Source organism: Streptomyces sp. NPDC053474, assembly GCF_044544845.1.
GTDB lineage: Bacteria > Actinomycetota > Actinomycetes > Streptomycetales > Streptomycetaceae > Streptomyces.
This window is the reverse complement of the sequence record NZ_JBITXV010000010.1, coordinates 250888-277061: the sequence shown is the minus strand read 5'-3', so window position 1 is coordinate 277061 and position 26174 is coordinate 250888. Positions and strand designations below refer to the sequence as shown.

24 protein-coding genes and 1 pseudogene are annotated in these 26174 nt (G+C 72.8%); 14 read left to right on the top strand and 11 right to left on the bottom strand.

Annotation, left to right across the window (positions count from 1 at the left end; translation table 11 throughout):
* Positions 1–10: 10 nt before the first annotated feature.
* The 3 genes from ACIG3E_RS24935 to ACIG3E_RS24925 all read right to left on the bottom strand — a co-directional run bounded on the left by ACIG3E_RS24935 (position 11) and on the right by ACIG3E_RS24925 (position 2129).
* Positions 11–742 carry a hypothetical protein gene (locus ACIG3E_RS24935; RefSeq protein ID WP_399620381.1) on the bottom strand — a complete coding sequence of 244 codons (732 nt, stop codon included), beginning with the start codon at positions 740–742 and terminating at the stop codon, positions 11–13.
* Between the two features lie 201 nt (positions 743–943).
* Positions 944–1354, bottom strand: coding sequence for a RidA family protein (locus ACIG3E_RS24930; RefSeq protein ID WP_399620378.1), 411 nt, complete (start codon positions 1352–1354; stop codon positions 944–946).
* A gap of 154 nt (positions 1355–1508) precedes the next feature.
* Entirely contained in the window at positions 1509–2129 is a 621-nt protein-coding gene (locus tag ACIG3E_RS24925; RefSeq protein ID WP_399620376.1) for a hypothetical protein, read from the bottom strand.
* Between the two features lie 377 nt (positions 2130–2506).
* Here ACIG3E_RS24925 and ACIG3E_RS24920 point away from each other — a divergent pair, with 377 nt between their 5' ends.
* The 4 genes from ACIG3E_RS24920 (at position 2507) to ACIG3E_RS24905 (ending at position 5990) form a co-directional block, all read left to right on the top strand.
* Positions 2507–3196 (top strand): M15 family metallopeptidase, encoded by a 690-nt coding sequence (locus tag ACIG3E_RS24920; protein WP_399620374.1) that lies wholly within the window; start codon positions 2507–2509, stop codon positions 3194–3196.
* A 115-nt stretch (positions 3197–3311) separates the two neighbouring features.
* The gene (locus ACIG3E_RS24915; protein WP_399620371.1) at positions 3312–4013 is read left to right on the top strand and encodes a response regulator transcription factor; all 702 of its coding nucleotides are present in this window, start codon (positions 3312–3314) and stop codon (positions 4011–4013) included.
* A complete protein-coding gene (locus tag ACIG3E_RS24910) occupies positions 4013–5398 on the top strand; it encodes an ATP-binding protein (protein ID WP_399620368.1) in 1386 nt (461 codons plus the stop codon). The genes ACIG3E_RS24915 and ACIG3E_RS24910 overlap by 1 nt, the downstream gene beginning before the upstream one ends.
* Entirely contained in the window at positions 5382–5990 is a 609-nt protein-coding gene (locus ACIG3E_RS24905; protein ID WP_399620366.1) for a hypothetical protein, read from the top strand. Before ACIG3E_RS24910 ends, ACIG3E_RS24905 begins: the two co-directional genes overlap by 17 nt.
* A 10-nt stretch (positions 5991–6000) precedes the next feature.
* Here the strand turns inward: ACIG3E_RS24905 and ACIG3E_RS24900 are convergent, their stop codons facing one another.
* The 3 genes from ACIG3E_RS24900 to ACIG3E_RS24890 are packed head-to-tail and all read right to left on the bottom strand — an operon-like array spanning position 6001 to position 9306.
* Complete coding sequence (locus ACIG3E_RS24900; protein WP_399620364.1) at positions 6001–7566, bottom strand: long-chain-fatty-acid--CoA ligase; 1566 nt, start codon at positions 7564–7566, stop codon at positions 6001–6003.
* Between the two features lie 31 nt (positions 7567–7597).
* Complete coding sequence (locus ACIG3E_RS24895; protein WP_399620362.1) at positions 7598–8707, bottom strand: maleylpyruvate isomerase family mycothiol-dependent enzyme; 1110 nt, start codon at positions 8705–8707, stop codon at positions 7598–7600.
* The gene (locus ACIG3E_RS24890; RefSeq protein ID WP_399620360.1) at positions 8704–9306 is read right to left on the bottom strand and encodes a sigma-70 family RNA polymerase sigma factor; all 603 of its coding nucleotides are present in this window, start codon (positions 9304–9306) and stop codon (positions 8704–8706) included. Before ACIG3E_RS24890 ends, ACIG3E_RS24895 begins: the two co-directional genes overlap by 4 nt.
* A gap of 494 nt (positions 9307–9800) precedes the next feature.
* Between ACIG3E_RS24890 and ACIG3E_RS24885 the strand changes: the two genes are divergently transcribed.
* The 5 genes and pseudogenes from ACIG3E_RS24885 (at position 9801) to ACIG3E_RS24865 (ending at position 15276) form a co-directional block, all read left to right on the top strand.
* Complete coding sequence (locus ACIG3E_RS24885) at positions 9801–11210, top strand: family 2B encapsulin nanocompartment shell protein (protein ID WP_399620358.1); 1410 nt, start codon at positions 9801–9803, stop codon at positions 11208–11210.
* Between the two features lie 50 nt (positions 11211–11260).
* Positions 11261–12439 (top strand): annotated as a pseudogene (locus ACIG3E_RS24880) (family 2 encapsulin nanocompartment cargo protein terpene cyclase); the annotation flags it as partial.
* Positions 12440–12453: 14 nt separating this feature from the next.
* Entirely contained in the window at positions 12454–13359 is a 906-nt protein-coding gene (locus ACIG3E_RS24875) for a geranyl diphosphate 2-C-methyltransferase (RefSeq protein WP_399620356.1), read from the top strand.
* A 127-nt stretch (positions 13360–13486) separates the two neighbouring features.
* Positions 13487–14290, top strand: coding sequence for a MerR family transcriptional regulator (locus ACIG3E_RS24870; protein WP_399620353.1), 804 nt, complete (start codon positions 13487–13489; stop codon positions 14288–14290).
* Positions 14287–15276, top strand: coding sequence for a BtrH N-terminal domain-containing protein (locus tag ACIG3E_RS24865; RefSeq protein WP_399620350.1), 990 nt, complete (start codon positions 14287–14289; stop codon positions 15274–15276). Before ACIG3E_RS24870 ends, ACIG3E_RS24865 begins: the two co-directional genes overlap by 4 nt.
* A gap of 1 nt (position 15277) precedes the next feature.
* Here ACIG3E_RS24865 and ACIG3E_RS24860 read toward each other — a convergent pair whose 3' ends face one another.
* Positions 15278–16282: a GlxA family transcriptional regulator gene (locus ACIG3E_RS24860; protein ID WP_399620347.1), complete on the bottom strand. Its 1005-nt coding sequence runs from the start codon at positions 16280–16282 to the stop codon at positions 15278–15280.
* Positions 16283–16379: 97 nt separating this feature from the next.
* Between ACIG3E_RS24860 and ACIG3E_RS24855 the strand changes: the two genes are divergently transcribed.
* The gene (locus tag ACIG3E_RS24855) at positions 16380–17234 is read left to right on the top strand and encodes a dienelactone hydrolase family protein (RefSeq protein ID WP_399620345.1); all 855 of its coding nucleotides are present in this window, start codon (positions 16380–16382) and stop codon (positions 17232–17234) included.
* 34 nt (positions 17235–17268) lie between these two features.
* Here the strand turns inward: ACIG3E_RS24855 and ACIG3E_RS24850 are convergent, their stop codons facing one another.
* The gene (locus tag ACIG3E_RS24850) at positions 17269–17841 is read right to left on the bottom strand and encodes a dihydrofolate reductase family protein (protein WP_399620343.1); all 573 of its coding nucleotides are present in this window, start codon (positions 17839–17841) and stop codon (positions 17269–17271) included.
* Between the two features lie 163 nt (positions 17842–18004).
* The gene (locus tag ACIG3E_RS24845) at positions 18005–19000 is read right to left on the bottom strand and encodes a hypothetical protein (protein ID WP_399620341.1); all 996 of its coding nucleotides are present in this window, start codon (positions 18998–19000) and stop codon (positions 18005–18007) included.
* A 483-nt stretch (positions 19001–19483) separates the two neighbouring features.
* On the opposite strand from ACIG3E_RS24845, the gene ACIG3E_RS24840 reads away from it, so the two are divergent.
* The gene (locus ACIG3E_RS24840; protein WP_399620339.1) at positions 19484–20344 is read left to right on the top strand and encodes a calcium-binding protein; all 861 of its coding nucleotides are present in this window, start codon (positions 19484–19486) and stop codon (positions 20342–20344) included.
* 70 nt (positions 20345–20414) lie between these two features.
* On the opposite strand, the gene ACIG3E_RS24835 is transcribed toward ACIG3E_RS24840, so the two are convergent.
* Positions 20415–21455, bottom strand: coding sequence for a saccharopine dehydrogenase family protein (locus tag ACIG3E_RS24835; protein ID WP_399620337.1), 1041 nt, complete (start codon positions 21453–21455; stop codon positions 20415–20417).
* A gap of 99 nt (positions 21456–21554) precedes the next feature.
* Here ACIG3E_RS24835 and ACIG3E_RS24830 point away from each other — a divergent pair, with 99 nt between their 5' ends.
* Both ACIG3E_RS24830 and ACIG3E_RS24825 read left to right on the top strand, forming a co-directional pair.
* A complete protein-coding gene (locus ACIG3E_RS24830) occupies positions 21555–22523 on the top strand; it encodes a helix-turn-helix domain-containing protein (RefSeq protein WP_399620335.1) in 969 nt (322 codons plus the stop codon).
* A gap of 153 nt (positions 22524–22676) precedes the next feature.
* Positions 22677–23045: a hypothetical protein gene (locus tag ACIG3E_RS24825; RefSeq protein ID WP_399620333.1), complete on the top strand. Its 369-nt coding sequence runs from the start codon at positions 22677–22679 to the stop codon at positions 23043–23045.
* A 9-nt stretch (positions 23046–23054) separates the two neighbouring features.
* Here ACIG3E_RS24825 and ACIG3E_RS24820 read toward each other — a convergent pair whose 3' ends face one another.
* Positions 23055–24884, bottom strand: a complete 1830-nt coding sequence (locus tag ACIG3E_RS24820; RefSeq protein ID WP_399620331.1) for an alpha/beta hydrolase — start codon at positions 24882–24884, stop codon at positions 23055–23057.
* Between the two features lie 154 nt (positions 24885–25038).
* On the opposite strand from ACIG3E_RS24820, the gene ACIG3E_RS24815 reads away from it, so the two are divergent.
* On the top strand, positions 25039–26169 hold the full coding sequence (locus ACIG3E_RS24815; RefSeq protein WP_399620328.1) for a sensor histidine kinase: 1131 nt from the start codon (positions 25039–25041) through the stop codon (positions 26167–26169).
* The last annotated feature ends 5 nt before the right edge of the window (positions 26170–26174 follow it).

The window sequence follows — 26174 nt, the reverse complement described above, 5'->3', positions numbered from 1 at the left end:
CGCAGGCGCGTCACCTCCGCGTGTGCCTCGTGAGCCGGTCGAGCTGCTTGTCGACCACCACGCCGACGGGGAAGCGGGGTGCGTCGCGGGCGCCGCGGTCACTGATGTCCACGGTGAGGGTGCCCACGCGCACCCAGGTGTGGTGGTCGACCAGCGGGGCGCTGCCCCGGCCGGTCGAGCTCAGGTCGAAGGTGACCGCCTCGTCACCGAACTCCGCGGCCTTCACCAGGGATATCCGGGAGTTGAGCCTGCCCTCCGGGGTCTGCCCCACCAGCGTCCTACAGGTCGTGAGGCCGTCCGTCAGCCGCTGGAACCGCTCGGCGGCCCCGGTGCCCGAGTACGAGGCCAGCCAGGTGCGGCCGCCCCAGGTCCTGCCGCGCCACCAGAAGTCCTGGATCACGGAGGCGGACGCGTGGTGGGCGACGAGCGCGTCGAACACGTCCTGGCAGCCGGGGCCCGGCACCCGCACCGGCGGATCGTAGCGGTCCACGGGCCCCTGCACCGAGGTGCTCTCGGCCTGCGGCACGTCCGCGTCCCGCAGGAGCAGGGACTTCAGCTTCCGCGCGGTGAGCGGCCGGGCCACGGGTGACGACGGCGCGCCCTGCGACGGGGTGGCGGACGCTGATGCCGCGTCCTTCGACGGGGTGGCGGGCGCCGATGCCGCGTCCTTCGACCGCCCGGTGTCACCCGCCTCCCGCGCCGCACACCCGGCGACGACGGCCACCACCAGCCCCGCCGCCACACCGACAACGCCCCGCTGCCCCCACCGCACCACCACTGCCCCCTTGATCGCCTCGGACCGAGCCGGGCAGACACTACGGCCCGACGGCACGGCCGAGCCACCCCGGCCCTGCCGGGCGGTGGGCCACGGACACCGATCCGTCTGTTCCTGGCCGTGAGGCCGCGTCGTCCGTGAAACCCCGCGGCAGGTGGGGCGCGACCGCTAGGCGGCCGGGCGGACGGCGACCGCGTCGACCTCGAAGAGCATGCCCGGCAGGGCGAGCGAGGCGACACCACTGAGGGTCTGCGCCGGGAGGCGGTCCCCGAAGCGGGCGTGCAGCGCCGCGCCGAGGGCACCGAGCTTGTCGACGTCGTGGTCCACGATGTACGTGCCGAGTCGGACGACGTGCTCGAAGCCGAGGCCCACCCCTTCCAGGGCCGACCGCAGCCGCTCGAAGGCCAGGTCGACCTGGGCGGCGAAGTCACCGGGCACCGGGGAACCGGTGGCGTCGGAGGCGTACTGACCGCCGATGAAGACGAGTTCGCCGGGCGCCGACGCGGCGTGGCTGTAGCCGAAGGGGGTCGGGTCGTGGAGCGTGGCGGGGTTGGTGAGGGTGCGTGCGTCGTGCGTCATGTCCTGGCGATCCTCCGTGACGGGCGGCCGCCGCGCGGTGCGAGGGCGGCACGCGTGGGGAGCCGATCGGGCTCCCCACCTGCTTGAACGTTCTGGGTGAACGTCCCGTGCCGGTCCTCGCATTCCGCTGGACAGAACTTCTCCGGAACGGAGTTCAGTCCTTCGACTCCGGCTTCTCGGCGGCGGTGTCCGCGCCGTCGTCGGCCCCCTTCGGCTGCTCGGGGGCGTCGGGCGTGCTGTAGAAGACGGAGTTCTTCTGCCGGGTGCGCTGGGCCTGGCCCTTGGCGACCAGCTTCTCCAGGGTGGTGCGCACGACCGTGGTCTTGATGGTGCGATCCGGGTGACCCTGGGTGAGCGCGGTCGTCACCTCGGCGGCCGAGCGCGGTTCGCTCTGCTGACCGAGGTGGGTGCGTACCAGCTCGATGAGGGTGGGCCCCTCGGCGGGCTTCTTGGGCTTGGGCTGCGGCTTGGCCTTGGCGGCCGCGGCCTTCTTGGGCGCGGTGCGCTTGGTGCGGGGCGTGGTCTCCCGGGGTGCGGGGACCCGCGCCTTGCGGGCCGTGGCCTGCCGGACGGAGGCCGCGGCCCCGTCGTCCAGCAGCTGCTGCATCTTCAACAGCAGCTCACGGTCGCGCTGCAGGGCACGCAACTGCTCCTGCAGGGACTGCACTTCGGTACCGATACGTTCCTGCTCGGTGGCGTTGCGCTCGAGGTCCGCCGCGAGCTGCGCGGCGTAGTGACTCTCGAGTCCGGTCGGTGTGGCGAGGGCATCGGACATGACGTCCACCTCTCCTGAGTGCGAACGGGGTGTCGGCGGATCCTACCCGCATGTTTCTCGCCATGATCCTGCTCGGTCGGCGAGAGTTCGTCCGGCGGCGGCTGCGCGGGGCCCATGAGCGTGACACCTCATGGCCCACCACGACACCGTCCACCGGGCGAGGCAGGCAGGACATGGCTGCTTCTCTACCCAGGGGCTGGCCGTGTACCCAACCCGGCCCGTCGCAGTCCGTGTTGAACCGCCGTACCCCAGGGGAGGGCCGAGCGCCCGCGCGGTTGACTTCGCGGGAAAGCGGCCCCGACCCTCACCGGGGCGGCGATCCCGTGGTGACGCACGAGGCACTTCCGGGCACCCCCCTCCTGGGGGATGATCGCGTGATGAGCGAGATCATTCTGATGTCGGACCCGAGGGTCGCCGCGGTACCCGTCGCCGAGTGCGGTGAACGGCTCGTGGACGTACGGCGCGACGGCGGCCTGCGCGTCGACGACCGCGAGCAGGACCCGGCGGACGGCTTCGCGCACCTGCGGACGGCGGACTCCTTCGCCCAGCTGCGCGCGGGTGTCCTGGAACGCCTGCTGAAGGCCCAGTCGCTGCTCCCGGCCGACGTGCGGCTGCTGTTCGTCGAGGGGTACCGGCCGCTGGCCCTGCAGCGCGCGTACTTCGAGGAGTACGCCGACGAACTGCGGGCCCAGCACCCCGACTGGTCCGCCGAGGAGCTCCACGCGGCGACGAGCCGGTACGTGTCACCGCCCGAGATCGCCCCGCACAGCGCGGGCGCGGCCGTCGACCTCACCTTGGCCGACGCCGACGGACGCGAACTGGACCTGGGCACCCGCATGAACGCCGACCCCGAGGAGAGCGAGGGCGCCTGCTACACCGGCGCCGCCAACATCAGCGCCCGGGCCCGCGCCCACCGGGAGCTCCTCGGCTCGGTGCTCACCGCCGCGGGCCTGGTGAACTACCCCACCGAGTGGTGGCACTGGTCCTACGGAGACCGCTACTGGGCCCTGCACACCGGCGCGGACGCGGCCCTCTACGGCCCGACGGAACACACCCCTTCGGCCTGAACACCCCGGGCCCGGCGGGACCCGGGCGGCCACCACCGGCCGAGGTGTGTCGGCGCGTGGGCCAACGACGGGGTCGCCCGCCGGGCCCACCGCCCCCACCAGCGAAGATGTGCTCATGACTGAGGCAAACGAGCACCGCCGTACCGTCCTGGTCGTCGAGGACGACCCGGGTGTGCGCAGCACCCTGGACCACCTGCTGCGCTTCGAGGGCTACCGCGTCCTGCTGGCCCCCGACGGGCTGCGCGGGCTCGCCCTGATCGAGGAGGAGAGCCCGGACCTGGCGGTGGTGGACGTGGTCATGCCGGGCCTGGACGGCCTGGCCCTGTGCCGGACGCTGCGCAGACGCGGCGACCGGCTTCCCGTGCTCGTGCTCACCGCCCGGGACCAGATCGGTGACCGCGTCGCCGGTCTCGACGCGGGCGCCGACGACTACCTGGCGAAGCCGTTCGCCACCGAGGAACTCCTCGCGCGCATCCGCGCGTTGCTGCGCCGCACCGCGCCCCCCGAAGCCGCCGCCGAGCTGCTGTCCTTCGGCGACCTCACCCTGGACCCCGCCACCCGGCAGGCGCACCGAGGATCCCACCGGCTCGACCTGACCAAGACCGAGTTCGACGTCTTGGAACTGCTGTTGGAGAATCCGGGCGTCGTGCTCACCCGCGCCCAGATCTACGAGCGCATATGGGGCTACGACTTCGACACCACTTCGCGCTCCCTGGACGTCTACATCGGCTATCTGCGCCGCAAGACCGAACACGACGGCGCCCCACGGGTGATCCACACCGTGCGCAACGTCGGCTTCACCGTCAGGTCGGCGTGATGGCACGGCCCCTGGCACGGCTGACCCGTCCCACGCTGCGCACGAAGATCACCCTGGTGGTCGTGGCCGCGGCCGTGCTCGCCATCGGGGTCACCGTCGTCGCGTCGTACCGCGGCGTCAGCGACCTCGTCGCAGGCGAACTGGAACGCGGCCTCGAAGACCGCGCCGACACCGTCATCACCCTGCTCGGCGCCTCCCGCAAGCCCCCGGTGCGCCCCGACGTCACCGAACAGGTGCTGTTCGCCGACGGCACCGTGCGCCCCCTCGACCCCGGCCGCGACCGCCTCCCGGTGTCGGACGCGGACCGCGAGGTGGCCCGCACCGGCAGCGGGAGCAGCCGCCAGGACGTGTTCGTCTCAGGGCGCGAGTACGGGGTGCTCACCAAGGCGCTGCCCGACGGGGGAGCGGTGATGGTCGGACAGCACTACCAAGGCGTCGCCCGCGTCGAGAACGCCTTCCTGTGGCGCGTCCCCTGGACCACCGTGGCCGCCACCGGCCTCTCGGCGGTGCTGAGCTGGATCGTCCTGGGCCGCGTCCTGCGCCCGGTCAGCCGCCTCGCCCGCGCCACCGGGCGCATCACCACCACCCAGGACCTGTCCACGCCCTTGCCACCGGCGGGGGCGGACGAGATCGGCCAGCTGACCCGCAGCTTCGACGCCATGCTGAGCGCCCTGCGCCGCTCGCGCGCCCAGCAGCAGCAACTGGTGCAGGACGCGAGCCACGAACTGCGCACCCCCCTGACCTCCGTGCGCGGCAGCGCCGAACTGCTCCAGCGGGCCCGCGGCCGACTCGACCCCAAGGACGAGGAGCAGATCCTCACCACCCTCGTCACCGAGACCACGGCACTCGACGACCTCGTCCGCGAACTCGTCGAGCTGGCCACCGACCGGTACACCGGGGAGGACCCGACGACCGTCGACCTGCCCGCCGTGGCGGAGGACAGCGCCCAGCGCTACCGCCAGCGCACCGGCCGCGACATCACGGTGACGGTCGAGGGCCCCGTCCCGGTACGGGCCAGGCCCCGGGCGCTGCAACGCTGCGTCGACAACCTCCTCAGCAACGCGGTGAAGTTCAGCGAGGCCCCCGCACCCATCGCCCTCCACGTGCGAGGAAACCGCCTGACGGTACGCGACCACGGCCCCGGCATCGCGCCGGACGACCTGGACGCCGTCTTCGACCGCTTCTACCGCGGCCCCCGCACCCAGTCCATCCCCGGCTCCGGCCTCGGCCTGGCCATCGTCCACGACATCATCACGGCCGACGACGGCACCGTCTTCGCCACGGGCGCCCCGGGCGGCGGTGCGGAAGTCGGCTTCCAACTCTCGGCCGCCTCCCCGAAGCCCGGTCGGCGCTCGCTACAGTTCCCCCGTGAACGACACCCCTGAGCAGCCCCCGCGGCCAAACTGGCGCGTCCTCGCCGTCGGCGGCGCCTCCGGAACGGGCAAGACCACGGTCAGCCGCGCGCTCGCGCGACGGTTCGCCGTCCCCGTCGTGGAGGTCGACGACATCGTGGAGGCACTCCTCGCGGTGACCCGGCCCGAGCACCTGCCCGAGGTGCACATCTGGCGCACCCACCCCGAGGCGGCGCTCCAGGCGCCCGAGTCCGTCGTGGAGCGGCAGATCGGGATCGCCCGGGTGCTCGCCCCGGCTGTCGAGGCGGTGGTGGCCAACCACGTGAACACCGACACCCCCGTCGTCATCGAGGGCGACTACCTGCTCCCCGACCTGGTGAACTCGGTGGACGGGGTGCGGGCCGTCCTCGTCCACGAGGACGACGAGGCCCAGGTGACGGCCAACTACCTGGCACGCGAGCCGGACGCCGGACCGCAGCACCACCGGGCGCGCGTCAGCGTGCTGTACGGCAGGTGGCTCGCCGAGCGGGCCCGGACCCTGGGCGTGCCGGTCGTGAGCCCGCGGCCCTGGAGCGACCTGCCCCACCGCGTCGGCCGGGCCGTCGGCGCGCACGCGCTGAGCTGACGCCCCGGGCCTACACCGGCCGCTCCCGCAGCACGTACTTCTGGATCTTTCCGGTCGACGTCTTCGGCAGGCTGGCGACGAACTCGACCCGGTCCGGCGCCTTGAAGCGGGCCAGGCGGGAGCGCACGTGGTCGATGAGGTCCTGGGCGGTCACCTCGACGTCGTCCGCGGCGGGGCCCAGGACCACGAAGGCCTTCGGGCGTTCGCCCCACTTCTCGTCGGGCACACCCACGACCGCCACCTCGTGCACCGCGGGGTGCGAGTCGATGGCGCGCTCGACCTCCACGGTGGAGATGTTCTCGCCGCCGGAGATGATGATGTCCTTGGCCCGGTCACGGAGTTCGACGTACCCGTCGGGGTGGAGCACGCCGAGGTCCCCGGAGTGGAACCAGCCGCCGCGGAACGCCTCGGCGGTGGCCTCGGGGTCCTGGAAGTAGCCCGCCATGACGTTGTTGCCGCGCATGACGACTTCACCGAGCGTGGTGCCGTCGGCCGGGACGTCGCGCAGGTCCTCGTCGACGACGCGCAGGCCGTCCGTCTGGATCATGCCGACACCCTGGCGGGCCCGCAGCGCGTGGCGTGCCGGGCCGTCCAGGGCGCCCCAGGAGGGCTGCGGTTCGCAGACGGCGTACGGGCCGTAGGTCTCGGTGAGTCCGTAGACGTGGACGACGTCGGCGCCGAGGTCCTCGACCCGGCGGATCAGGGTGGGACTGGGCGGCGCGCCCGCGACCGTCACCGTGAGGGGACGCCGTAGCCGGTGGGCCTGCGGGGCGGTCGCGAGGGTGAGCAGGACGGTCGGGGCGCCGTTCAGATGCGTCACGCCCTCGGCGGTGAGGAGCCGCCAGACGTCCTCGGCGACCACCGCGCGCAGGCACACGTGGGTGCCCCCGACCGCGGTGACGGCCCAGGCGGTGCACCAGCCGTTGCAGTGGAACATCGGCAGGGTCCACAGGTACACGCTCTCGGGTGTGTGCCGCGAGTGGAGCACCTCGCCGAGGGCGTTGAGGTAGGCCCCGCGGTGGGTGTACATGACGCCCTTGGGCCGACCGGTCGTGCCGGAGGTGTAGTTGAGGGCGATGACCGCGTTCTCGTCCGGCACGTCCCAGGAGAGCGGACGGTCGTCGCCCCGGGCGAGGAACGTCTGGTACGGCGTGCCGAGTGCCGCCTCTGCGTCCGCGCCGAAGGCGACGACCTCACGAACCGTGGCCAGGCCGCCGGGGTCAAGACCGGCCCCGGCGAGCAGCTCCGCGTCGCCCACCAGGAGGCGAGCCCCGGAGTGGTCGCAGATGTGCCGGACCTCCGCCGGGGCGAGGCGGGTGTTCACCGCGACGAGCACGGCACCGGCCAGCGGCACGCCGAAGTGCGCGACGAGCAGCTCGGGGACGTTCGGGGCGAGATAGGCGACCCGGTCACCGGGCGCCACCCCTGAGGCCCGCAGCGCGTGCGCGAGCCGGGTCGCCCGCGCGGCGAACTCGGCGTAGCTGAGCCGCAGTTCACCGTGCGCGACGGCGGTCTTGCCGGGGTGGACCTCGGCGGCGCGGCGCAGGAAGGCCAGGGGGGTGAGGGGGGTGTGCATCGGCGTCCTCTGGGTCCGGTGGGGGCGGGGTTCAGGGACCGGCGAAGGCGGGCGCGGCGGCCAGGGCCTCGTCGGCCAGCGTGGTGTCCCCGCTGACGCGGGCGAGGGCGGCGGCTTCGGCCGGGGTCCGGCGGTCCCCGGTGAGCAGGCAGAACTCCACGGCGTCGAGAGTGAGATGGGCGTCGGGCGGGCCGCCCGGCGAGGACCGTCCCGGGTCGGTGAGCAGCCACGTGTCACCGCTCCGGCCGGTGAGTTCGAGGCGCAGGACGCGGTCCTCCAGCGGCGTGCCCCGCAGCCGCATGGCGAGCGGCAGCAGACGTACGCCGAAGTCGCACAGGAGGGACAGCGAGCGGGACGTGGGCGGCGGCAGCCGACGGCCCGTGCGCAGGGCGATGTCCCGGGTGTGGATCCAGGTCTCGAAGGCCCGGGCGGCGGCGTGATGGGCCACGGTGAGCGGAGGGGCACCCCCGAGGGAGACGAGGCGCTCGGGGCCGACCGCGGTCCCGTCGCCCACGCCGAGCAGCGCGGCGCGCAGGACGTCGGCCTGGGCGCGCCAGGCCCTGTGCACGGACGCGGGAGACCGGTCGGCCGCCCAGGCCGTGCAGGCCCGCGTGCGGTCGGGGACGGTGTCGCCCGCCCGGCCCAGCGGGCCGCGGGCCCCGGCGTCGAGCCCCTCGACCAGGAGGCCGTCGGTCGCGGCGAGGTGAGCCACCAGCTGAACCACCGTCCAGCCCTCCACGGTGAGGGTGCTCCACTCCGCCTCGGCCAGGTCGCGCAGGACGGCGTCCAGTGTGGCCACCTGGTCGGTGTACGGGCGAAGGTGCGGCGGGACGGCGCGGGGAGCGGGCCGCCGACGGGCGAAGGCGAGGGCGGTGATTCGGTCGTGCGGTGAGCGCGGCGAACCGGGCGGGTTCCTGGCGGCTCCGGGCAGGGAGGTGGCGTCGTCGTACGGCGGCGGCTCGGCCAGCGCGACGGTCGCCGGGTACAGGTGCCGCACCTCGGCCGCGCACGCGGCGCACCGCTCCAGGTGCGCCACCACGGCGGAGCTCTCCCGGTCCGAGCAGGCGTCGAGGAGCCAGGCGCCCAACAAGGAACGCACCGCGGCGTGTTCGCCGGGCGCGGGGCGGGCGGCACCGCTCATGGTGTGATCCCTTCCTCCGCGAGTGCCGCGGCCAGTGCGCGCAGGGCGGCCCGCAGGCGAGTCTTGGCGGTCCCTTCCGGGATGCCGAGGTCACCGGCCACCTGACGGTAGGTACGGCTTCCGTAGTAGGCGAGGAGCAGCGGAGTGCGCAAGGTGTCCGGCAGCCGGGCCGCCGCGGAGCGTACACCGAGCGCCTCCAGGCGCGCGGTCACGGCCTCGGCGGTCTCGTCGTGGCCGGACGGCGCCGGCGGCTCGACGGTCCTGCGGTGGCGCTCCTCGCGGCGGACCCAGTCGACGGCACGCCGGTGGGCGACCACCCCGAGCCAGGCGCGCAGGGGCCCGCGGGCCGGGTCGTAGGACAGCGGGCTCTCCCACAGCCGCACGAAGACCTCCTGGACGACGTCGTCGGCGGCGCTGTGGTCGCGGGTGACGCGCACCGCGAGGGCCCGTACCAGCGGGGAGTACCGCTCGTAGATCTCGCGGAAGGCGTCTTCGTCGGCGGCCAGCAGGAGGGCCTGGACCTCCAGGCGGTCCTCCGGGACCGCCCGGGTCGCCTCGTCGAGCCCGCTGCGCGGCCGCGCCTGATGGGAGGAGGCCATGGCCGAAGTGTCCCGCGAACGCGGGGTTCCGGGGCCGTCCTGCGCGCATCGGTGCCGTCCGACCGGCGCGGGGGGTTCGTTTGAGCCGGGCGGACGGATCGCGCGTACGGGAGGGACGGTCTCGAACTACGCCAACTGCTGGACGAGTGCGGACGCTTGGCAGTACGTCGACCAGGGGCGCGGCACCCGGGCGCGCGGGTTGAGGGTGAGGTGTCAGGGAGGGGAGAGGGGTGCGCGGCCGTGCCATGCCCGTGGGCCGGGGTGACTGCTGTCCGAAAACCACTGATGGGCGCGGCAAACGCCCTGCGGGGCAAGCTCACCGCTTCGAGGTAATGGCCTGGGATTCCGTGGGTGGACGGGGCGTACCCGCCGTTACTGTTCCCTGAGTTCTGGACCGGTTCACCGATGTTAGCTGCGAGTTGTCAACTTTCAACAGTTGTGCACAGGTACGCCACGGGCTGCCTGTAAATGCCTTATGAAGGAGCGCTTGCCCGATGACCGTTGACGCCAGCCGGGAAACAGAGCTGGAGCCGCCGCGCACCAGCCTGGGCACGGCGGCCGCCCGCAACCTCGCCACCACCACCAAGTCCGCCCCGCAGATGCAGGAGATCTCCTCCCGCTGGCTGCTGCGGATGCTGCCCTGGGTGGAGACCAAGGGCGGCACCTACCGGGTGAACCGCCGACTGACGTACACCGTCGGCGACGGACGCATCGACTTCATCCAGGACGGCGCACGCGTCCGGGTCATCCCCCGAGAACTCGGCGAACTGGCCCTGCTGCGGGACTTCGACGAGGACGACGTGCTGACCGCGATCGCCGACCGGTGCGTGCAGCGCGACTTCCGCGCCGGTGAGGTCCTCGCGGAGCGCGGCGCCGCCGCCGAGCAGCTCCACCTCATCGCCCACGGCAGGATCAACCAGACCTCCGTGGGCCGGTACGGAGAAGAGGTCGCCGTCGCGGTGCTCAGCGACGGCGACCGGTTCGGCGACGACGCCCTCCTCGACGCCGACGCCACCTGGGACTTCACCGCCACCGCCGAGACCGACGGCACCCTCGTCACGCTCTCCCGCGAGGACTTCGCCGCCCTGATGTCCTCGGCACCGAGCCTGCGGGCGCACGTCGAGCGGTTGAGCGCACTGCCCCAGCAGCGGCAGAACCGGCACGGAGAGGCCGAGATCGCCCTCTCCGCCGGGCACACCGGAGAACCGGTTCTCCCCGGCACGTTCGTGGACTACGAACTCCACCCGCGCGAGTACGAACTCTCCGTCGCCCAGACCATCCTGAGGGTCCACAGCAGGGTCGCCGACCTCTACAACGGCCCGATGAACCAGACCGAGGAACAGCTCAGGCTCACCATCGAGGCGCTGCGCGAGCGCCAGGAGCACGAGCTGATCAACAACCGCGAGTTCGGCCTCCTGCACAACGCCGACCTCAAGCAGCGGATCCAGCCCCACGCGGGACCGCCGAGCCCCGACGACATGGACTCGCTGCTCTGCCGCCGCCGCGGCACCAAGTTCTTCCTCGCCCACCCCCGCACGATCGCGGCGATCGGCCGCGGCTTCAGCGCCCACGGGCTCTACCCGGACACCGTGGACCTCGGCGGCGAGCGGGTCCCCGCCTGGCGCGGCGTCCCGATCCTGCCCTGCAACAAGATCCCGATCACGAAGGAGAACACCAGCTCGATCCTCGCCATGCGCGTCGGCGAGGACAACCAGGGCGTCATCGGCCTGCACCAGACGGGTCTGCCGGACGAGTACGAGCCGGGCCTCTCGGTCCGCTTCATGGGGCTCAACGACCAGGCGGTCACGTCCTACCTGGTGACCACGTACTTCTCCGCCGCCGTCCTGGTGCCCGACGCCCTTGGCGTGCTGGAGAACGTGCAGATCGCCCGCAGGCCCGACTAGCCGCCGAGGCCCGCCCACCCCACGTCACCTAGGAGTCACGGATGTCTGATCCCGGGCCCTCCCCCCTGCCGTCGAGCGCGATCGAACCCAACCCCGCGCTCGCCCGGGTGCTGCGCGGCCCCACCGGCCTGGGCACGGCGGCCCTCAGCCTGGCCCGGCGCGAGGAGCTGCCTGCCGCCCCGGCCGCCCCGGTCGTGCCGGACCCGGAGCCGCTGGAGCCCGAGCCGCCGGAGCAGCCGCCCGCGGCCGAGGGCACGCCGATCCCCGGCCTCTACTACCACCCGGTGCCCGAGCCCGACCCGGTCCGGGTGGAGGAGGTCAGCCGCCGGATCAAGCGCTGGGCGGTGGACGAGGTCCAGGCGTACCCGCCGGAGTGGGAGGACCAGTTCGACGGCTTCTCCACCGGCCGGTACATGGTCGCCTGCCACCCGGACGCGCCCACCGTCGAGCACGTGATGGCCGCCGCCCGGCTCATGGTCGCCGAGAACGCGGTCGACGACTGCTACTGCGAGGACCACGGCGGCTCGCCGGTGGGCCTCGGCGGCAGGCTGCTGCTCGCGCACACCGCGCTCGACCCGCTCCACACGACCAAGGAGTACGCGCCGGACTGGGCCGAGTCCCTCCAGTCGGACGCCCCGCGGCGCGCCTACGCCTCCGCGATGGAGTACTTCACCCAGCTGGCCACCCCCGCCCAGGCCGACCGGTTCCGGCACGACATGGCCCGTCTGCACCTGGGCTACCTCGCCGAGGCGGCCTGGGCCGAGACCGATCACGTACCGCAGGTGTGGGAGTACCTGGCGATGCGCCAGTTCAACAACTTCCGCCCGTGCCCCACCATCACCGACACCGTCGGTGGCTACGAACTCCCGGCGGACCTGCACGCGCAGCCCGCCATGCAGCGGGTCATCGCCCTCGCGAGCAACGCCACCACCATCGTCAACGACCTGTACTCGTACACCAAGGAGCTCGCCAGCCCCGGCAAGCACCTCAATCTGCCCGTGGTGATCGCCGAACGGGAGGACCTCTCCGAGCGGGAGGCCTATCTGAAGGCCGTCGAGGTCCACAACGAGCTCATGCACGAGTTCGAGGCCACGGCCGCACAGCTGGCCGCCTCCTGCCCCGACCCGCGCGTGCTCCGCTTCCTCAAGGGCGTGGCCGTCTGGGTCGACGGCAACCACTACTGGCACATGACCAACACCTACCGCTACAGCCTTCCCGATTTCTGGTAAAGGGGGACTTATCCATGTCCAGCACCGATCTCACCGCCGATGTCACCTCTGTCAACGGCTCCGGGGACGCGAACGTCTTCATCCCCGCCCCGGCCACGCCCTACCAGGGCGACATCGCCCGCTACTGGGACCACGAGGCCCGCCCCGTCAATCTGCGCCTCGGCGACGTCGACGGCCTCTACCACCACCACTACGGCATCGGTGACGTCGACCGCTCCGCGCTCGGGGACATCGACGACGGCGGGTACGAGAAGAGGCTGATCGCCGAGCTGCACCGGCTGGAGTCGGCGCAGGCCGAGATGCTCCTGGACCACCTCGGCGCCATCGGCTGTGACGACACGCTCGTCGACGCGGGCTGTGGCCGCGGTGGTTCGATGGTCATGGCCCACCAGCGCTTCGGCTGCAGGGTGGAGGGGGTGACGCTCTCGGCCAAGCAGGCCGAGTTCGGCAATCAGCGCGCGCTCGAGCTGGGCATCGAGGACTCCGTCCGTTCCCGGGTCTGCAACATGCTCGCGATGCCCTTCGAGACGGGGCAGGCCGCGGGCTCGTGGAACAACGAGTCGAGCATGTACGTCGACCTCGAGGACCTCATGGCCGAGCACTCCCGCATCCTCTCCGTGGGCGGCCGCTATGTGACGATCACCGGCTGCTGGAACCCCCGCTACGGCCAGCCCTCGAAGTGGGTCTCGCAGATCAACGCGCACTTCGAGTGCAACATCCACTCGCGGCGGGAGTACCTGCGCGCCATGGCGGACAACCGCCTCGTCCCGCAGGCCGTCGTCGACCTGACCCCCGCGACCCTGCCGTACTGGGAGCTGCGGGCCACGTCGTCCCTGGTCACGGGCATCGAGGAGGCGTTCATCAACTCGTACAAGGACGGCTCGTTCCAGTACGTCCTGATCGCCGCCGACCGCGTCTGACCCTGCGGCCGACCACGGGGCCGGGCCCGTCCTTCCGACGGGCCCGGCCCTCGTCGCGCGCTCGCCGCGGGGACACGCGGTCGGCTCGGGTGGACTCTCCCACGGGGGGAGAGTCCACGATGGTGACGTGCGAGACGAACTTCTGACCATCGGGCGCTTCGCCCGGCTGTGCCGCCTCAGCGTGAAGCAGCTGCGGCACTACGACGAGACGGGGCTGCTCGCGCCGATACGCGTCGACGCCAGCTCCGGCTACCGCTACTACGCGCCCGGACAGGCCCGCGACGCGCTGACCATCGCCCTGCTGCGGGAGATGGACCTGCCCCTCGCCGTCATCGCCGAGGCCCTGGCCGCCGAGCCCGGACGCAGGGCCGAGCTGCTGCGCGCGGAGCGGGACCGGCTCGCCGAGCGGATCAGCCGGGACCAGGCGCGCCTCGGCATGCTGGAGCGGCTCGAAGAGGGCGGCCTGCCCGGTTACGAGGTGAGCGTCGCCGCGGAGCCCGCGCGGCATCTGGCGGTGACGCGGGCCACCTGCGCCGCCACCGAGATCGGGGACAAGGTCGGCGAGTGCGTGGCCCGGCTGCTGCCCCTGCTCGGCGGGGCGGCGGTCGGCTGGGAACCGCCCCTGTGGGGCCTCTACCCCTTGGACCTGGAGGAACAGACGCGGATCGCCGTGGGAGCCCAGACGCCCCAGGGCGCGCGCGTCCCCGGTCTGACGCGTGAGGTGCTGCCCGCCGGGCCCGCGGCCCACACCGTGCACATCGGGCCCTACGCCCAGCTGCCCCTGGCCTACAACGCCCTCTTCGCCGCCATCCACGAGCGCGGGCTGCGCCCGCACGGCCCCGTACGGGAGGCGTATCTGGTCGGCCCCGCGGAAGCACCACCGGAAGAGCTGATGACCAGGCTGGTCATCCCAGTCGAGGAGAACGCATGACGCGAGTGAACGACGTCGATGCCCGCGGTATGCGGCACTGCGAGACCACAGCGCTCGACGTGCTGTTGAGGCACGAAGGAATCGAGCTGTCCGAGCCGATGCTCTTCGGCCTCGGATCCGGGCTGACCTTCGTCTACTGGGACAGCAAGAAGCAGGACTTCCCCTTCCTCGGAGGGCGCGTCAAACCCTTCGAGCTCACGAGGAACCTGGCCGCGCGGCTCGGCCTCGACCTCCAGGTCCGGGAGACCACGTCCGCCCGCAAGGCCTGGGAGAACGTGCGGGCCCCGCTCGACGACGGCCGCCCCGTCGGGCTCCAGCTCGACAGCTACTACCTGGACTACTTCACCTCGAAGGTCCACTTCGCCGGTCACGTCGTCGCGATGTACGGCTACGACGAGGACGAGGCCCACCTGGTGGACACCGCCCAGCAGGGGGGCGCGGTGACCACCTCCCTGGCCTCCCTCGCCGAGGCCAGGGCCGCGCGCGGGCCGATGTCCGCCCGGCACCGCTCCTTCACCCTGACCGCTCCGGCCGGGGCGGCGGCGCCACGGGACCGGATCGTCCCGGCCGTCACCGCCTGCGCCGAGGCCTTCCTGAACCCGCCCATCGCCAACCTGGGGCACCGGGGCATCGAGAAGGCGGCGAAGCTCGTCCGCACCTGGCTCAAGCGCAGCGACGACCCGCAGCGGGACCTGCCGCTCGCCGCCCTCCTGATGGAGCGAGGGGGCACCGGGGGCGCCCTGTTCCGCAACCTCTACCGCGACTTCCTCGCCGAGTGCGCCGAGCTGGTCGACAGCGACCGGCTGCGCACCGGGCACGCGCTGTACGCCGAGGCCGCGACACTGTGGACCGAGGTGGCGGCCCTCGTCGAGAAGGCCGGTGAGTCGAGCGACGAGCGGTGTCTCGTGCAAGCGAGCGGGGTGCTCGGCGAACTCGCCCGCATCGAGAGCGAGGCCATGCGGGAACTGAGCCTCTTGCGGGACTGATTCATGGGCGCGGCAAGAGGTCCTGTGAGGGCTCGTACCGTCGGAACGTCGAGCGGTACGCGCTCGGCTGGCGGCCGGTGTGCCGGACGAAGACCCCGCTGAACGTCCCGGAGTCGCGGTAGCCGACCTCGGCTGCGATGCTCGCGACGGTCCTGTCGGTCGTCTCCAGGAGGTGTCTGGCGCGGCGGACCCGGGCGCCCTGCAGATAGGCCAGGGGCGTCTCGCCCGCTTCCTCGCCGAAGCGCCGGAGCATCGTCCGCGTGCTCACGCCGAACGCGCGGGCGAGGGCGGTCAGGTCGTAGCGGGTGTTGAGGCGCTGGTCGAGCCAGCGCTTCACCCGCTGCGCGAAGCCCGTGCCCCCGGTGGGCAGCAGTTCCGGGTCGACGTACGCGGCCTGGGTGGAACGCGCGTCGTCCAGGAGCGCGACGCGCGCCGTGCCCCGGGCGACGCGGGGGCCGTCGTGCTCGCGGACGAGCCGCAGCGCGAAGTCGTACATCGCGCTGAAGGCGGCGGTGGTCGTCACGCCCCGGTCGGTGACGACCAACTGCTCCGGGCGGACCCGTACATCGGCGTACCGGCGTGCGAAGCGGTCCGCGAACAGCCAGGACGTCGTCGCCTCGCGCCCGTGCAGCAGCCCGGCCTCGGCGATCAGGAAGGCGCCGACGCAGACCGACACGACGGCGGCCCCCGCGGCGGCCTGCGAGCGGATCACGGCGGCTTCCGGCTCCAGGCCCGCGAGCGCCGCTGTGAGGTCGAGCGCGGGGGAGAGCTCGAAGCCCGGCACGACGACGACGTCCGCGGGGCGCGGTGCCGAGACGTCGAGGCGGGCGCCGCCGGAGGCGGTCACGCGGCGGCGGGGCGAGACGACCGTCGCCTCGTAGGACGGCTCGGCCGCCCCGTGCGCCGCGGCGACATGCGTGGCCATGGTCAGGAGGTCGAGGACGCCGTACACCTCCGACGCGAAACAGCCCGGGTAGGCCAGGACGCTCACGCGCAGCGGACTCATGCGGCACCTCCGGCACCCGACGGGTGGCGACATCACCCTGACACCTGGCGATACCGCCGCTTCTCTGGAAGGGCAGCCTCTCGCCATCCTGTGGCCCATGACAACCGAGCGAGCCCAGAGCGACCCGTCGCGACCCCAGGCCGAGCCGTTGGACGACTGGTCCCGCAGGACCGTCGGCGTCGAGGGCGTCAGCAAGACCGTGTACGTCGACGGGTCGGGACCGGCGGTCGTCCTGATGCCCGAGATGCCGGGCATCAGCCCCGACGTGGTGCGCTTCGCCCGGTGGGTGCGCGATGCCGGGTTCCGCGTCTACTTGCCCTCGCTCTTCGGCGTCGACGGCGCGTATCCGCGCGCCGACGCGGCCGAGACCGTCGTCCGGCCCGCCTGTGTCAGCGCCGAGTTCCGTGCCTTCGCCGGAGGCGGTACCAGCCCGGTCGTGGAGTGGCTGCGCGGACTCGCCCGCGTGGCGCACGCCGAGTGCGGGGGACCCGGCGTCGGTGCCGTCGGCCTGTGTTTCACGGGCAACTTCGCCCTGAGCATGACGCTCGAACCCGCGGTGATCGCTCCCGTGGTCAACCATCCGTCCCTGCCGCTGGACGACCCCGGCGGTCTGGAGCTCAGCGCCGAGGACGCCGCCGCCGTGGCGGAACGCGTCGAGCGGGACGGGCTGCGCGTGCTCGGCTACCGCTTCGACGACGACAAGTGGTGTACGGGGCGACGGTTCGCGGCCTATCGCGCGCTGCTCGGCGACGCGTTCGACGGCCGCGTCCTGCCCGGCGGGGCGGCGCACCCGGACCCGCCGCCCTTCTTCCGCGACGTCGTCGGCTGCGCCCACAGCGTCGTCACGGCACACCTCGTCGACCGGGAGGGCCACCCGACCGTGCGGGCCCGTGACGAGATCATCGCCTTCCTCGCGGAGCGGCTCGGGCCGTCGGCCGCCCCGACCGCGTGACGCGGGGTGATGGCCGACGGCCCGAGCCGCGGTGTCAGCGGACGACGTCGAAGACGTTCTTCTGCAGGCCGTTGGCGTACGCCTGGTGCTCGACCAGCTTCAGCTTCTGGGTGTCCTTGTCCGTGTCGCTGAACAGGCGCTTGCCCGCGCCGAGCAGCAACGGGAAGACGAGCAGGTGGTAGCGGTCGATCAGACCGGCGTCCGAAAGGCTCCGGTTCAGACCGGCGCTGCCGTGGACGATGATCGGGCCGCCGTCGGTCTCCTTGAGCGCGGCGACGTCGTCGAGCGAGCGCAGGATGGTGGTCTCGCCCCAGTTCGCCACCAGGTCGCCCTCCGCGAGGGTGGTGGAGACGACGTACTTCGGCATGACCTTGTAGTCGGCGAAGTCCTCCATGTCGGGCCACACCGGGCTGAACGCCTCGTAGCTGACGCGGCCCAGCAGCATCGCGGTGGCTTCCTGCTGTTCCCTGCCCTTGATCTCGAACGCCTCGGGGAGGAACTCGATGTCCTTGAAGGTCCACCCCGAGTTCCGGTAACCGGGCTCGCCGCCGGGGGCCTCCACGACGCCGTCGAGCGAGATGAAGGCGGTGCTGATCAACGTACGCATCTGGGTTCCTCGGTCTGTCGTGCCCGGCTCGTGCATCCGGTTCTCGGCAAGGGCGGTGAGTGCGTCCTTCGGCCGCACGCGCGGCGTCGTTCGCACCAACATCATCTATGACTGCCGGGCACGGAGAAACTCATCGGTCACCCGTTTCCGCCGCCGCCGGTCGCTAGGGCGCGAGCTGCCGGGCCGGTGCGGGCGCCGGGGTGGGGTCGTCGGTCGCGAAGCGCGGCACCTCGTCGTTCTCGTCCCGGTTGCCGTTCTTCTCGTGGATCCACTTGCCCGCGAGGGCCGGGATCCAGGCGGAGAACTCGCTCTGGGTGAGGTCGGCGGGCACCTTGGCGCCGAGTCGGTTGAGGTCGGCGGCGGGCAGCCGCAGCGTCGGGTCGATGCGCTCGGAGGGGGCGTTCACCATGGTGGCGTCCCACACCTGGAGGGCGAACGTCGTGCAGTTGCGGGCCGGGGTCCCGGCCCAGCCGCCGGTGAGGAGGTACTTCCAGGTGGGCAGCAGGGTGTACTTCTCGTCGGCCTGCTTGCGCCGGTCGATCTCCTTCTCGAAGGCGGTCTGCTGGGCGGGGGTGAGCGCCTTGCAGCGGGCCGCGCGGGGCGCGTACGCGCCGTTGCGGTCCTGCTTGCGGCTCGGCCGGTCCCACTCGATCAGCGGCTTGCCGGGCGTGTTGACGTCGTAGCCGGTGTAGTTGATGGACATGCCGTCCACCGGGCTGCCGTCGCCGTTGCGGCCGTCGGGGTCCTGCGGCTGGAACGAGTACGTGTCGTAGCGCGCGGTGGCGCCTCCGGCGAGCTTGCGCTCGAAGGCGCCGTGCGAGTTGAAGTGCACCAGCCAGCTGTGGCCGAAGACGTGCTGGCTGACGTTGAGTTCGTACAGGAGCTTGTTCGTCTGCTCGCCGTAGGAGAGCTTTCCGTACTTGCTCTGGAAGTCCTCGGACTTCCAGAGCGCGTAGGCACGGGTCCCCACGTCCCAGACGTAGCCGCCGGTGGTCCTGTCGGTGATCTCGGTGCTGTAGACGCACAGCGTGTTGTCGGCCGGGGCGCCGGACCGGGGGGTGGGAGCCGAGGGCTCCGCCGCGGCGGCCGGTGTGGAGACGGCGGCCGTGGCGAGGACGGCCACGGCACAGGAACGGGTGAAGAAAGAGCGCAAAGTCACGGCAAAGGTATACATGCGGTGACCCGTTCATGATCATTTAGAGGGTCGGTTTCTCGCCAGGGCGGCTGCGCGACCCCATGGCGGGGCTGCGGGCGTGCGTGCCGCCTCGCCCGGAATGGTCCGACGCGCCCGGGGCGGCCGATCCGGCAAGGGTGCCCGGGTCGTCCCGCGAAGAGTGCTGGACGAAACGCCATTACAGGCCCCAGAGTTCGGGGGAGATTCCCTGGGCGGGTGGGTGAATTCGCGATGAACCCACCCTTTCTCTGTGTTGTTAATTTCCCCGCGAAGGTATGAAAGTAGCAGGTCAGAGGGTTCTGAGGGGGATCTGGCGGCACGCGGCGACGGATTCGCCGATCGGCAGGAATGCAACCAAGTGCCCACCCCACGAGTCCCCTGTTGTTGTTGAAACCACTTACTCCTCATGGAGGTTAGGAAATGCGCTCTCGACCCATCGGCGGCCGTACGTTAAGCGCCGCTTCCGCGTTGACGCTGGCTCTCGGCGCGGGGATCGCCGCACCGGTGCTGCTGTCCGGCACGGCGGGTGCCGCCGCTCCGTCGGCCACCGCCGCGGTTGACGGGAAGTCGGTGGTCTACACGGCCGCCGCAGGTCAGACCAACAGGCTGAACATCACCGCGTCGCGGACCGGTACGAGCCTCGACAACCTCACCTACGTCATCGACGACGTCGTCACCATCAAGGCGGGCACCGGCTGCACCTACCCCAGCGGCTCCGACCGCACGAAGGTGTCCTGCAAGGTCGACACCTTCGAGAGCCAGGACCCGTACGCCACCCTGGAGCTGTCCGCGGGTGACAAGAGCGACACGGTCAAGTACACCAACAAGACCGACAACGCCTACTACTTCGCCCGCATCGACCTCGGCAAGGGCAACGACACCCTCACCGAGGCCCCCGGCGTCCAGGGCAACTCGATCCTGGGCGGCACGGGCGACGACACCCTCACGGTCAGCGCGTACAGCGTCGTGCTCGGCGGTGACGGCAAGGACACGATCCGCGCGGGCAGGGGCGCCATCTCGATGGGCGGCGACGGCAACGACACGATCCACGCCAGCGGCGAGAACAGCGACGCCGACGGCGGAGCGGGCAACGACGTGATCCGCGGCGGCGGGAACCGGCAGAACCTGAACGGCGGCGACGGCAACGACACCGTCCGCGCCGGAGCGGGCCACGACTTCCTCTACGGCGGCAAGGGCAACGACGTCCTGTACGGCGAGGGCGGCAACGACACCATCTACGGCAACAGCGGCGACGACAAGCTGTACGGCGGTCCCGGCACGGACACCCTGTCCGGCGGCCCCGGCAGGAACGAAGTCCACCAGGACTGACACCACGCGCCAGCGGCCGTCGGAGCCGAGGCCCGCCCCGGGCCCGCGCGCCGCGCGAGCGGCACGCGGGCTACGGGCGCGGCGTCAGCATCTCGACGGTGATGTGCGGCGCCAGCGCGCGGAGGAAGCCGGGTGCGTCGAAGGCCCGCCCCGCGGAGGCGACGCCCTGTGCCCTCACCTGCCCGGTCAGGACGCGGCGCACCGCTTCCACCACGAGCGGCGCGGTGACCGCGTAGATGTCCCGCCCGCGGGCCACGGCGCGCCGCTCCCTGCCGCCGGAGCGCACGACGACGTCGACGACGAAGGTCTGCGCCGACCGTCCCTGCTCGTCGACGGCGGCCGGGGCCGGGGTGTCCGGGGCCGACACCTCCCCGGCCGCCTCGACGGTCATGTAGGTGCGCACGTCGGGAACCGGCAGATGGCTGGGGACCGTGACGACGTCAGCCATCGTGAACTCCCCGATCACGGACCGGGTCCCCATCGGTTCGGGGAAGGTCCACTCCAGGGTGGGCGGAGCGTCGTCGCGGTACTCCAGGCGTCCGCCCGCGAAGCGGACGCGTCGGCCGCCGCGCCGCTCTCGGGAGACCGCGCCCGCGGCACGCGTCCCCGCGGTGGGGTGCCAGCCGTTCAGGCCGTAGGCGATGTGGACCTCGTCGGCCTCCGTCCAGTCGTCCATCGCCGCCGTGGCCACCAGGTCGCCGAGGCCGCCGTAGAAGGCCATCGCGGGCACGATCACCGCTCCCGTGGCGCGGGCCCGGTCCGCGAAGCGGTCGAACGTGTCGGCGTTGGCCTCGATCTCGGCCGCCACGTCCACGTACGGGATCCCGGCGCGCAGCGCCGCCTCGATCACGGGCGCGGCGGTCGTGGCGAAGGGCCCGGCGCAGTTGACCACGGCCGCCGCGCCGGACAGGGCGCGGTCGAGCGCGGCCGGATCGTCGACCGGCGCGGGCCGGGCGTCGAGGCCGGGATGGGCCGCGGCCAGCTCCCGCAGCTTGACCGCGTCCCGGCCGGAGAGGACCGGGACGAACCCGCGCTCCCGCAGGTGCGCCACCACGAACCGACCGGTGTGCCCATAAGCGCCGTACACCGCCACGATCTGCCCCGTCGTCATGACTTCTCCCTGTGCTTGAACGATCAACGAGGAACATCCTGGTCGGTGCGGACGCCGCGCGTGAGTGTCTGGAACGACACGCCCCGTACAATTCCGGACATGAGTTCTGTCGCGCTCGCCGTCACCGACGGGATGCTGCACTTCGAACTGTCCGTGGCGTACGAGGTCTTCGGCTCCGCCCCGGACGCCGTGGCAGGGCCCTGGTACGACGTCGGCGTGTGCGGCGCGGGCGCCGTGCGGTTCGGCCGGTTCCGCCTGGAGCCCGACCACGGCTTCGACCGGCTCCGCCACGCGAGCACCGTGATCGTCCCCGGCTGGGCCGACGTCGACGTGGAGCCGCCCGCCGACCTGGTCGACGCCGTCCGCGCGGCCCACGAGGCGGGGGCGCGCGTGGCCTCCCTGTGCACCGGCGCGTTCGTCCTGGCCGCCGCGGGCCTCCTGGACGGCAGGCGCGCCACCACGCACTGGGCGCACACCGACGCCCTCGCCGCCCGCTATCCGCGGGTGCGGGTCGACCCGGACGTCCTCTACGTGGACGACGGCAGCGTGCTCACCTCCGCGGGCAAGGCCGCCGCGATGGACCTCTGTCTGCACCTCGTCCGCCTCGACCACGGTTCGTCGGTCGCCAACGCCGTCGCCCGGCGCCTGGTCGTGCCGCCGCACCGCGACGGGGGCCAGGCCCAGTTCGTCACCGCCCCCGTGCCTGCCCAGGATGACCATCCGCTCGCCGGGCTGCTCCCCTGGGCGATCGAGCGCCTCGACGAGCCGCTGACCGTGGAGGACCTGGCCCGCCAGGCACGCATGAGCTCGCGCCACCTGGGCCGCCACTTCAAGGCGGCGACCGGCACCACACCGCTGCAATGGCTGCTGACCCAACGCATCCGCCGCGCCCAGGAGTTGCTGGAGAGGACCGACGACGGCATCGACGCCATCGCCGCGGCCACCGGCATGGGAACCGCTACGACGCTGCGCCGTCACTTCAACCGCACCGTTGGCGTGCCGCCGGACGCCTACCGCCGTACGTTCCGCTCGCGCGGCCCGGTCAAGGGCCCCGCACGCGGCGCATAGTCGCCGCTCCAGCAAACGATGGGCAAATGTCGGGCGAGCTATCGGTACGCGGGGCCGAGTTCGTCGAGAATGGACGGTGACGGAGAGGGGCGTCAGGGGATCCGGATCGTCGTGATTCCCCTGGCCGGAGGCCAAGTCGCAGGGGGCCGGGAGATGAAGGACGCATCTGGACATCAGCTGGCCGCGCCGAGGATCCAGGAGGCCGCCGACGGCGTGGTCACCCTCGGCGGGCACGAACCGGAGCTGATGGTGCGGATCGAGCCGTACGCGGGGATGGCGGCGGGGGATCAGGTCCAACTCAGGTGGGACACCGGGGTGTTGCGTACGTCCCGCATCGACACGCAGGTCATCGACGCCGGCGAGGTCGGCGAGGCCAAGGTCTTCACCCTCCGCCCCGCCCCGGGCACGGCACGGGTGAGCTACCTCGTGGGCCACCCCGCCGGTGACTGGCACGCCTCGCAGCGGCTGACCGTCACCGTGCGGGAGACCCACGAGGGGCCGCGCCGCCTCACCCGGTCGTGAACCGACCGGTCAGGCGCCGGGCGGCACGCTGCCCTTGACCACGGTGCCGGGCGCGGGCGTGGTGAGGCGCGTGAGGTAGTCGGTGACGGCCTTCCGCTCGGCACCGCCGTTGAAGACCTTCGCGCCGTGGCCCCAGCCGTCGACCTCCACGAGCGCCGCCTTGTCGCCGAGGCGCCGCGCGACGGAGCGGGCCCAGTCCACGGGCGTGGCGTTGTCGTGCCGGGCGTTGATCAGCAGCATCGGGTGCTCGGTACGGAACTCGCCCGGGGTCGCGGGACGGGGCGTGGGGCGCTCCGGCAGGCCGAGGCAGAGGTTGGCGTACCCGACGGCGTTGGGCGAGAAGCCGAAGGCGGGCGCGGCCTCGCGGGCCGCCTTCTGGTCGGCGAGGTAGGCCGCCGCGTTGGGGGCGCGCAGGTTCAGATCGACGCACACCGCCTGGTCGGCCACGGGCAGCAGCTTCCCGACCTTCTCCTCGCCGTCCTCCTGCCAGGGCTTCCCGCTGTCCAGGGCCTGGAGGTACTCGCCGACCACCGGCCACGACGGGGTGAGGAGCATCTGGTCGAGCGTGCCGTTCAGAGCGGCGAGCGTGACCTTCTTGCCGTCGTTGCGCAAGGTGCCGTCGGCGGCCTTGGCGGCCACCCGCTGATAGACCGCACGCGGATCCTTGTCGCCCAGCGCGCACGCCTCGCTCTTGCCGCACCACCGGGCGAACTGTCCATAGGCCCGCTCCAGGGCGCGGGCACTCGTGGCGTTGAAGTCGCGACGGCCGACCGCCGGGTCCATCACGCCGTCAAGGACGGCGGCCCGCACCCGCTGGCCGTGCAGCTGCGCGTACCGCTGGCCGTACACCGTGCCGTACGAGTGCCCGTACAGGGAGACGCGGTCTTCGCCGAGCGCGGCGCGGACGGCCTCGATGTCATGGCTGACGCTGGTCGCGTCGGTGTGCGCGGCCACGGGCCCGGACGCGTGGGCACAGCCCTTGGCGAAGGCGCTCGCCCGCTCCCGCTCGCGGGCGAACTCCGCCGCGGAGGCGGCGGGCTTCTTGTCCCGCACCATGGCGACGTACGGCTCGGCCGGACAGCGCACCGGGCTGCTCGCGCCGACGCCGCGCGGATCGAGGCTGACGATGTCGAAGCGCCGTTCGAGACCGCCCCAGGTGTCGGTGGCCCGGACCGTGTCGACGCCGGAGTTGCCGGGGCCGCCGGGCAGGAACACGAGCGTGCCGACGCGCCGGTCCGGTGCGGTCGCCACGCGCCGGACGACAGCGATGTCGATCTTCTTGCCGTCGGGCTTCCGCCAGTCGAGCGGCACCCGCACGGTGCCGCAGTCGGCCCCCTTCGGCACGCCCTCCTCGGCGCGGCAGGCCTTCCACGCGATCCGCTGCTCCGGGATCCGCACCGCCGCCGTGCCCCGCGCCCCGGACGCCACGTCCCGGTCCTGCCACGCGTACAGGGCGCCGCCGATCCGCGCCCCCGACCAGGTGCCGCAGTTCACGTCGGCCTTCGCGGCCACGTCGGAGGGGAACCAGTCGGCCTTCAGCCGCGGCTTGCCCTGCGGCTCTCCGCGCACACACGAGGAGGGGAACCCGCCGCTGCCCGCCGTGAACCGCAAGATGCGGTCCCCGCCCGTCGTCGACATCACGTACGAGATGTCCGTGGCGTCGTCCGGCAGCCACCGCGGCACGGACGCCCGGTCCTTCTTCGCCTCGGCGCCGGTCTTGTACGTGGCCTTCTCCTGGTGGTCGTCGAAGGGGTTGTACGAGCCGCCGCACGCCGTCAGGGAGACGGCGAGCGCGGCCACGCCGAGGGCACAGGCCGGTGTGCGCGGGATTCGGGGCATGGGCGTCGCTCTCTTCGGGAGTCCTGGAATGCTGCGTTCCTCCACGGTCGCCGCGCGGCGCCGGGCGCCGCCTCCACCATTCGATGGATCGGACCCGCGCCGGTCCGGCTTTCGGTTGAGCCCTCGCGTACGACCTGGTCCGTACATTCACTGTGTGAACCGCCGTCGCCTGCTGCTCCTCGCCCTGCCACCCGCCCTGCTGCTCTGGCTCGGCGACCTCGTGTCGAACGAGCCGGACGGGCCCTGGCCCCCGCTGGCGTCCGGGCCGCTGGCACTGGCGGCGCTGCTCGCGGGCCGCCGCGTCGCCGTCGAGACGCTGACGGCCGGGGCCGCGCTGGCGTCCGGGGCGCTGACGCTCGGCATGCTGTGGCTCGCCCCGGCGGGCGGCAGCTGGGGCCTGCTGGAGTCGGCGGCCCTGCTCGCGCTGCTCACCCTGGCGGCCCGGACGGCACGGGTCCCGGCCGCGTACGTACTCTGCCCGCTGCTGGCCGTGGCGATCGCGGCCGCGCCGGTGCGCATGGGCTTCCCCTCCGACGCCCAGACCTTCGCGTTCCTGCTCACCGTCGCGGCGGGCGGCGCGCTCGCGCTCGGCTGCTATCTGCGCTCCCTGGACCGGCGCAGGGCCGACGCCGTGACCGCCGTGCAGGAGGCGGAGCGCCTCGCCCTCGCCCGTGACCTGCACGACTTCGTCGCCCACCACGTCACCGGCATCGTCGTCCAGGCGCAGGCGGCCCGCACCATCCGGGAGACCGCGCCCGAGCAGCTCGACCCGCTCCTGGCGGGCATCGAGCGGGCGGGCACGGAGACCCTCGCCTCCATGCGCCGCCTCGTGCACGTGCTGCGTGCCGCGCCCGACGCCCCGACCCGGCCCGCCGACCTGCTCACCGAACTCGCCGCCCTGGTGGCCGCGCATGGCGACAGCGGGGGAGCGGCGGCCACCCTCGACGTCTCCGCCGACGCCCGGGACCTCGCCCTGCCGCCGGAGGTCGAGACGTCCGCGCACCGCGTGGTGCAGGAGGCCCTCACCAACGTGCGCCGCCACGCGCCGGAGGCCGACGACGTCCGCGTGCGGCTCACGGCGGACGGCGGCCGCCTGTGCGTCGAGGTCACCAACGGCCCCGCGCCCGCCGGTGACCGGCCGCCGCCCGGCGGCAGCGGCGGCCTCGGCCTGGTCGGCCTGCGCGAGCGCGTCGAGGCGGTCGGCGGCAGCTTCGCGGCCGGACCCGCCCCGGGCGGTGGCTGGCGGGTCCGCGCCGCGTTTCCCCCGGCTCACCTGCCACACTGACCACG

What these genes read in the sequence shown, in the direction of transcription:
- ACIG3E_RS24930 (WP_399620378.1), bottom strand. Translation starts at nt 1,354, where the DNA reads ATGACGCACGACGCACGCACCCTCACCAACCCCGCCACGCTCCACGAC.
- ACIG3E_RS24925 (WP_399620376.1), bottom strand. Translation starts at nt 2,129, where the DNA reads ATGTCCGATGCCCTCGCCACACCGACCGGACTCGAGAGTCACTACGCC.
- ACIG3E_RS24920 (WP_399620374.1), top strand. Translation starts at nt 2,507, where the DNA reads ATGAGCGAGATCATTCTGATGTCGGACCCGAGGGTCGCCGCGGTACCC.
- ACIG3E_RS24915 (WP_399620371.1), top strand. Translation starts at nt 3,312, where the DNA reads ATGACTGAGGCAAACGAGCACCGCCGTACCGTCCTGGTCGTCGAGGAC.
- ACIG3E_RS24910 (WP_399620368.1), top strand. Translation starts at nt 4,013, where the DNA reads ATGGCACGGCCCCTGGCACGGCTGACCCGTCCCACGCTGCGCACGAAG.
- ACIG3E_RS24900 (WP_399620364.1), bottom strand. Translation starts at nt 7,566, where the DNA reads ATGCACACCCCCCTCACCCCCCTGGCCTTCCTGCGCCGCGCCGCCGAG.
- ACIG3E_RS24895 (WP_399620362.1), bottom strand. Translation starts at nt 8,707, where the DNA reads ATGAGCGGTGCCGCCCGCCCCGCGCCCGGCGAACACGCCGCGGTGCGT.
- ACIG3E_RS24890 (WP_399620360.1), bottom strand. Translation starts at nt 9,306, where the DNA reads ATGGCCTCCTCCCATCAGGCGCGGCCGCGCAGCGGGCTCGACGAGGCG.
- ACIG3E_RS24885 (WP_399620358.1), top strand. Translation starts at nt 9,801, where the DNA reads ATGACCGTTGACGCCAGCCGGGAAACAGAGCTGGAGCCGCCGCGCACC.
- ACIG3E_RS24875 (WP_399620356.1), top strand. Translation starts at nt 12,454, where the DNA reads ATGTCCAGCACCGATCTCACCGCCGATGTCACCTCTGTCAACGGCTCC.
- ACIG3E_RS24865 (WP_399620350.1), top strand. Translation starts at nt 14,287, where the DNA reads ATGACGCGAGTGAACGACGTCGATGCCCGCGGTATGCGGCACTGCGAG.
- ACIG3E_RS24860 (WP_399620347.1), bottom strand. Translation starts at nt 16,282, where the DNA reads ATGAGTCCGCTGCGCGTGAGCGTCCTGGCCTACCCGGGCTGTTTCGCG.
- ACIG3E_RS24855 (WP_399620345.1), top strand. Translation starts at nt 16,380, where the DNA reads ATGACAACCGAGCGAGCCCAGAGCGACCCGTCGCGACCCCAGGCCGAG.
- ACIG3E_RS24850 (WP_399620343.1), bottom strand. Translation starts at nt 17,841, where the DNA reads ATGCGTACGTTGATCAGCACCGCCTTCATCTCGCTCGACGGCGTCGTG.
- ACIG3E_RS24835 (WP_399620337.1), bottom strand. Translation starts at nt 21,455, where the DNA reads ATGACGACGGGGCAGATCGTGGCGGTGTACGGCGCTTATGGGCACACC.
- ACIG3E_RS24830 (WP_399620335.1), top strand. Translation starts at nt 21,555, where the DNA reads ATGAGTTCTGTCGCGCTCGCCGTCACCGACGGGATGCTGCACTTCGAA.
- ACIG3E_RS24825 (WP_399620333.1), top strand. Translation starts at nt 22,677, where the DNA reads ATGAAGGACGCATCTGGACATCAGCTGGCCGCGCCGAGGATCCAGGAG.
- ACIG3E_RS24820 (WP_399620331.1), bottom strand. Translation starts at nt 24,884, where the DNA reads ATGCCCCGAATCCCGCGCACACCGGCCTGTGCCCTCGGCGTGGCCGCG.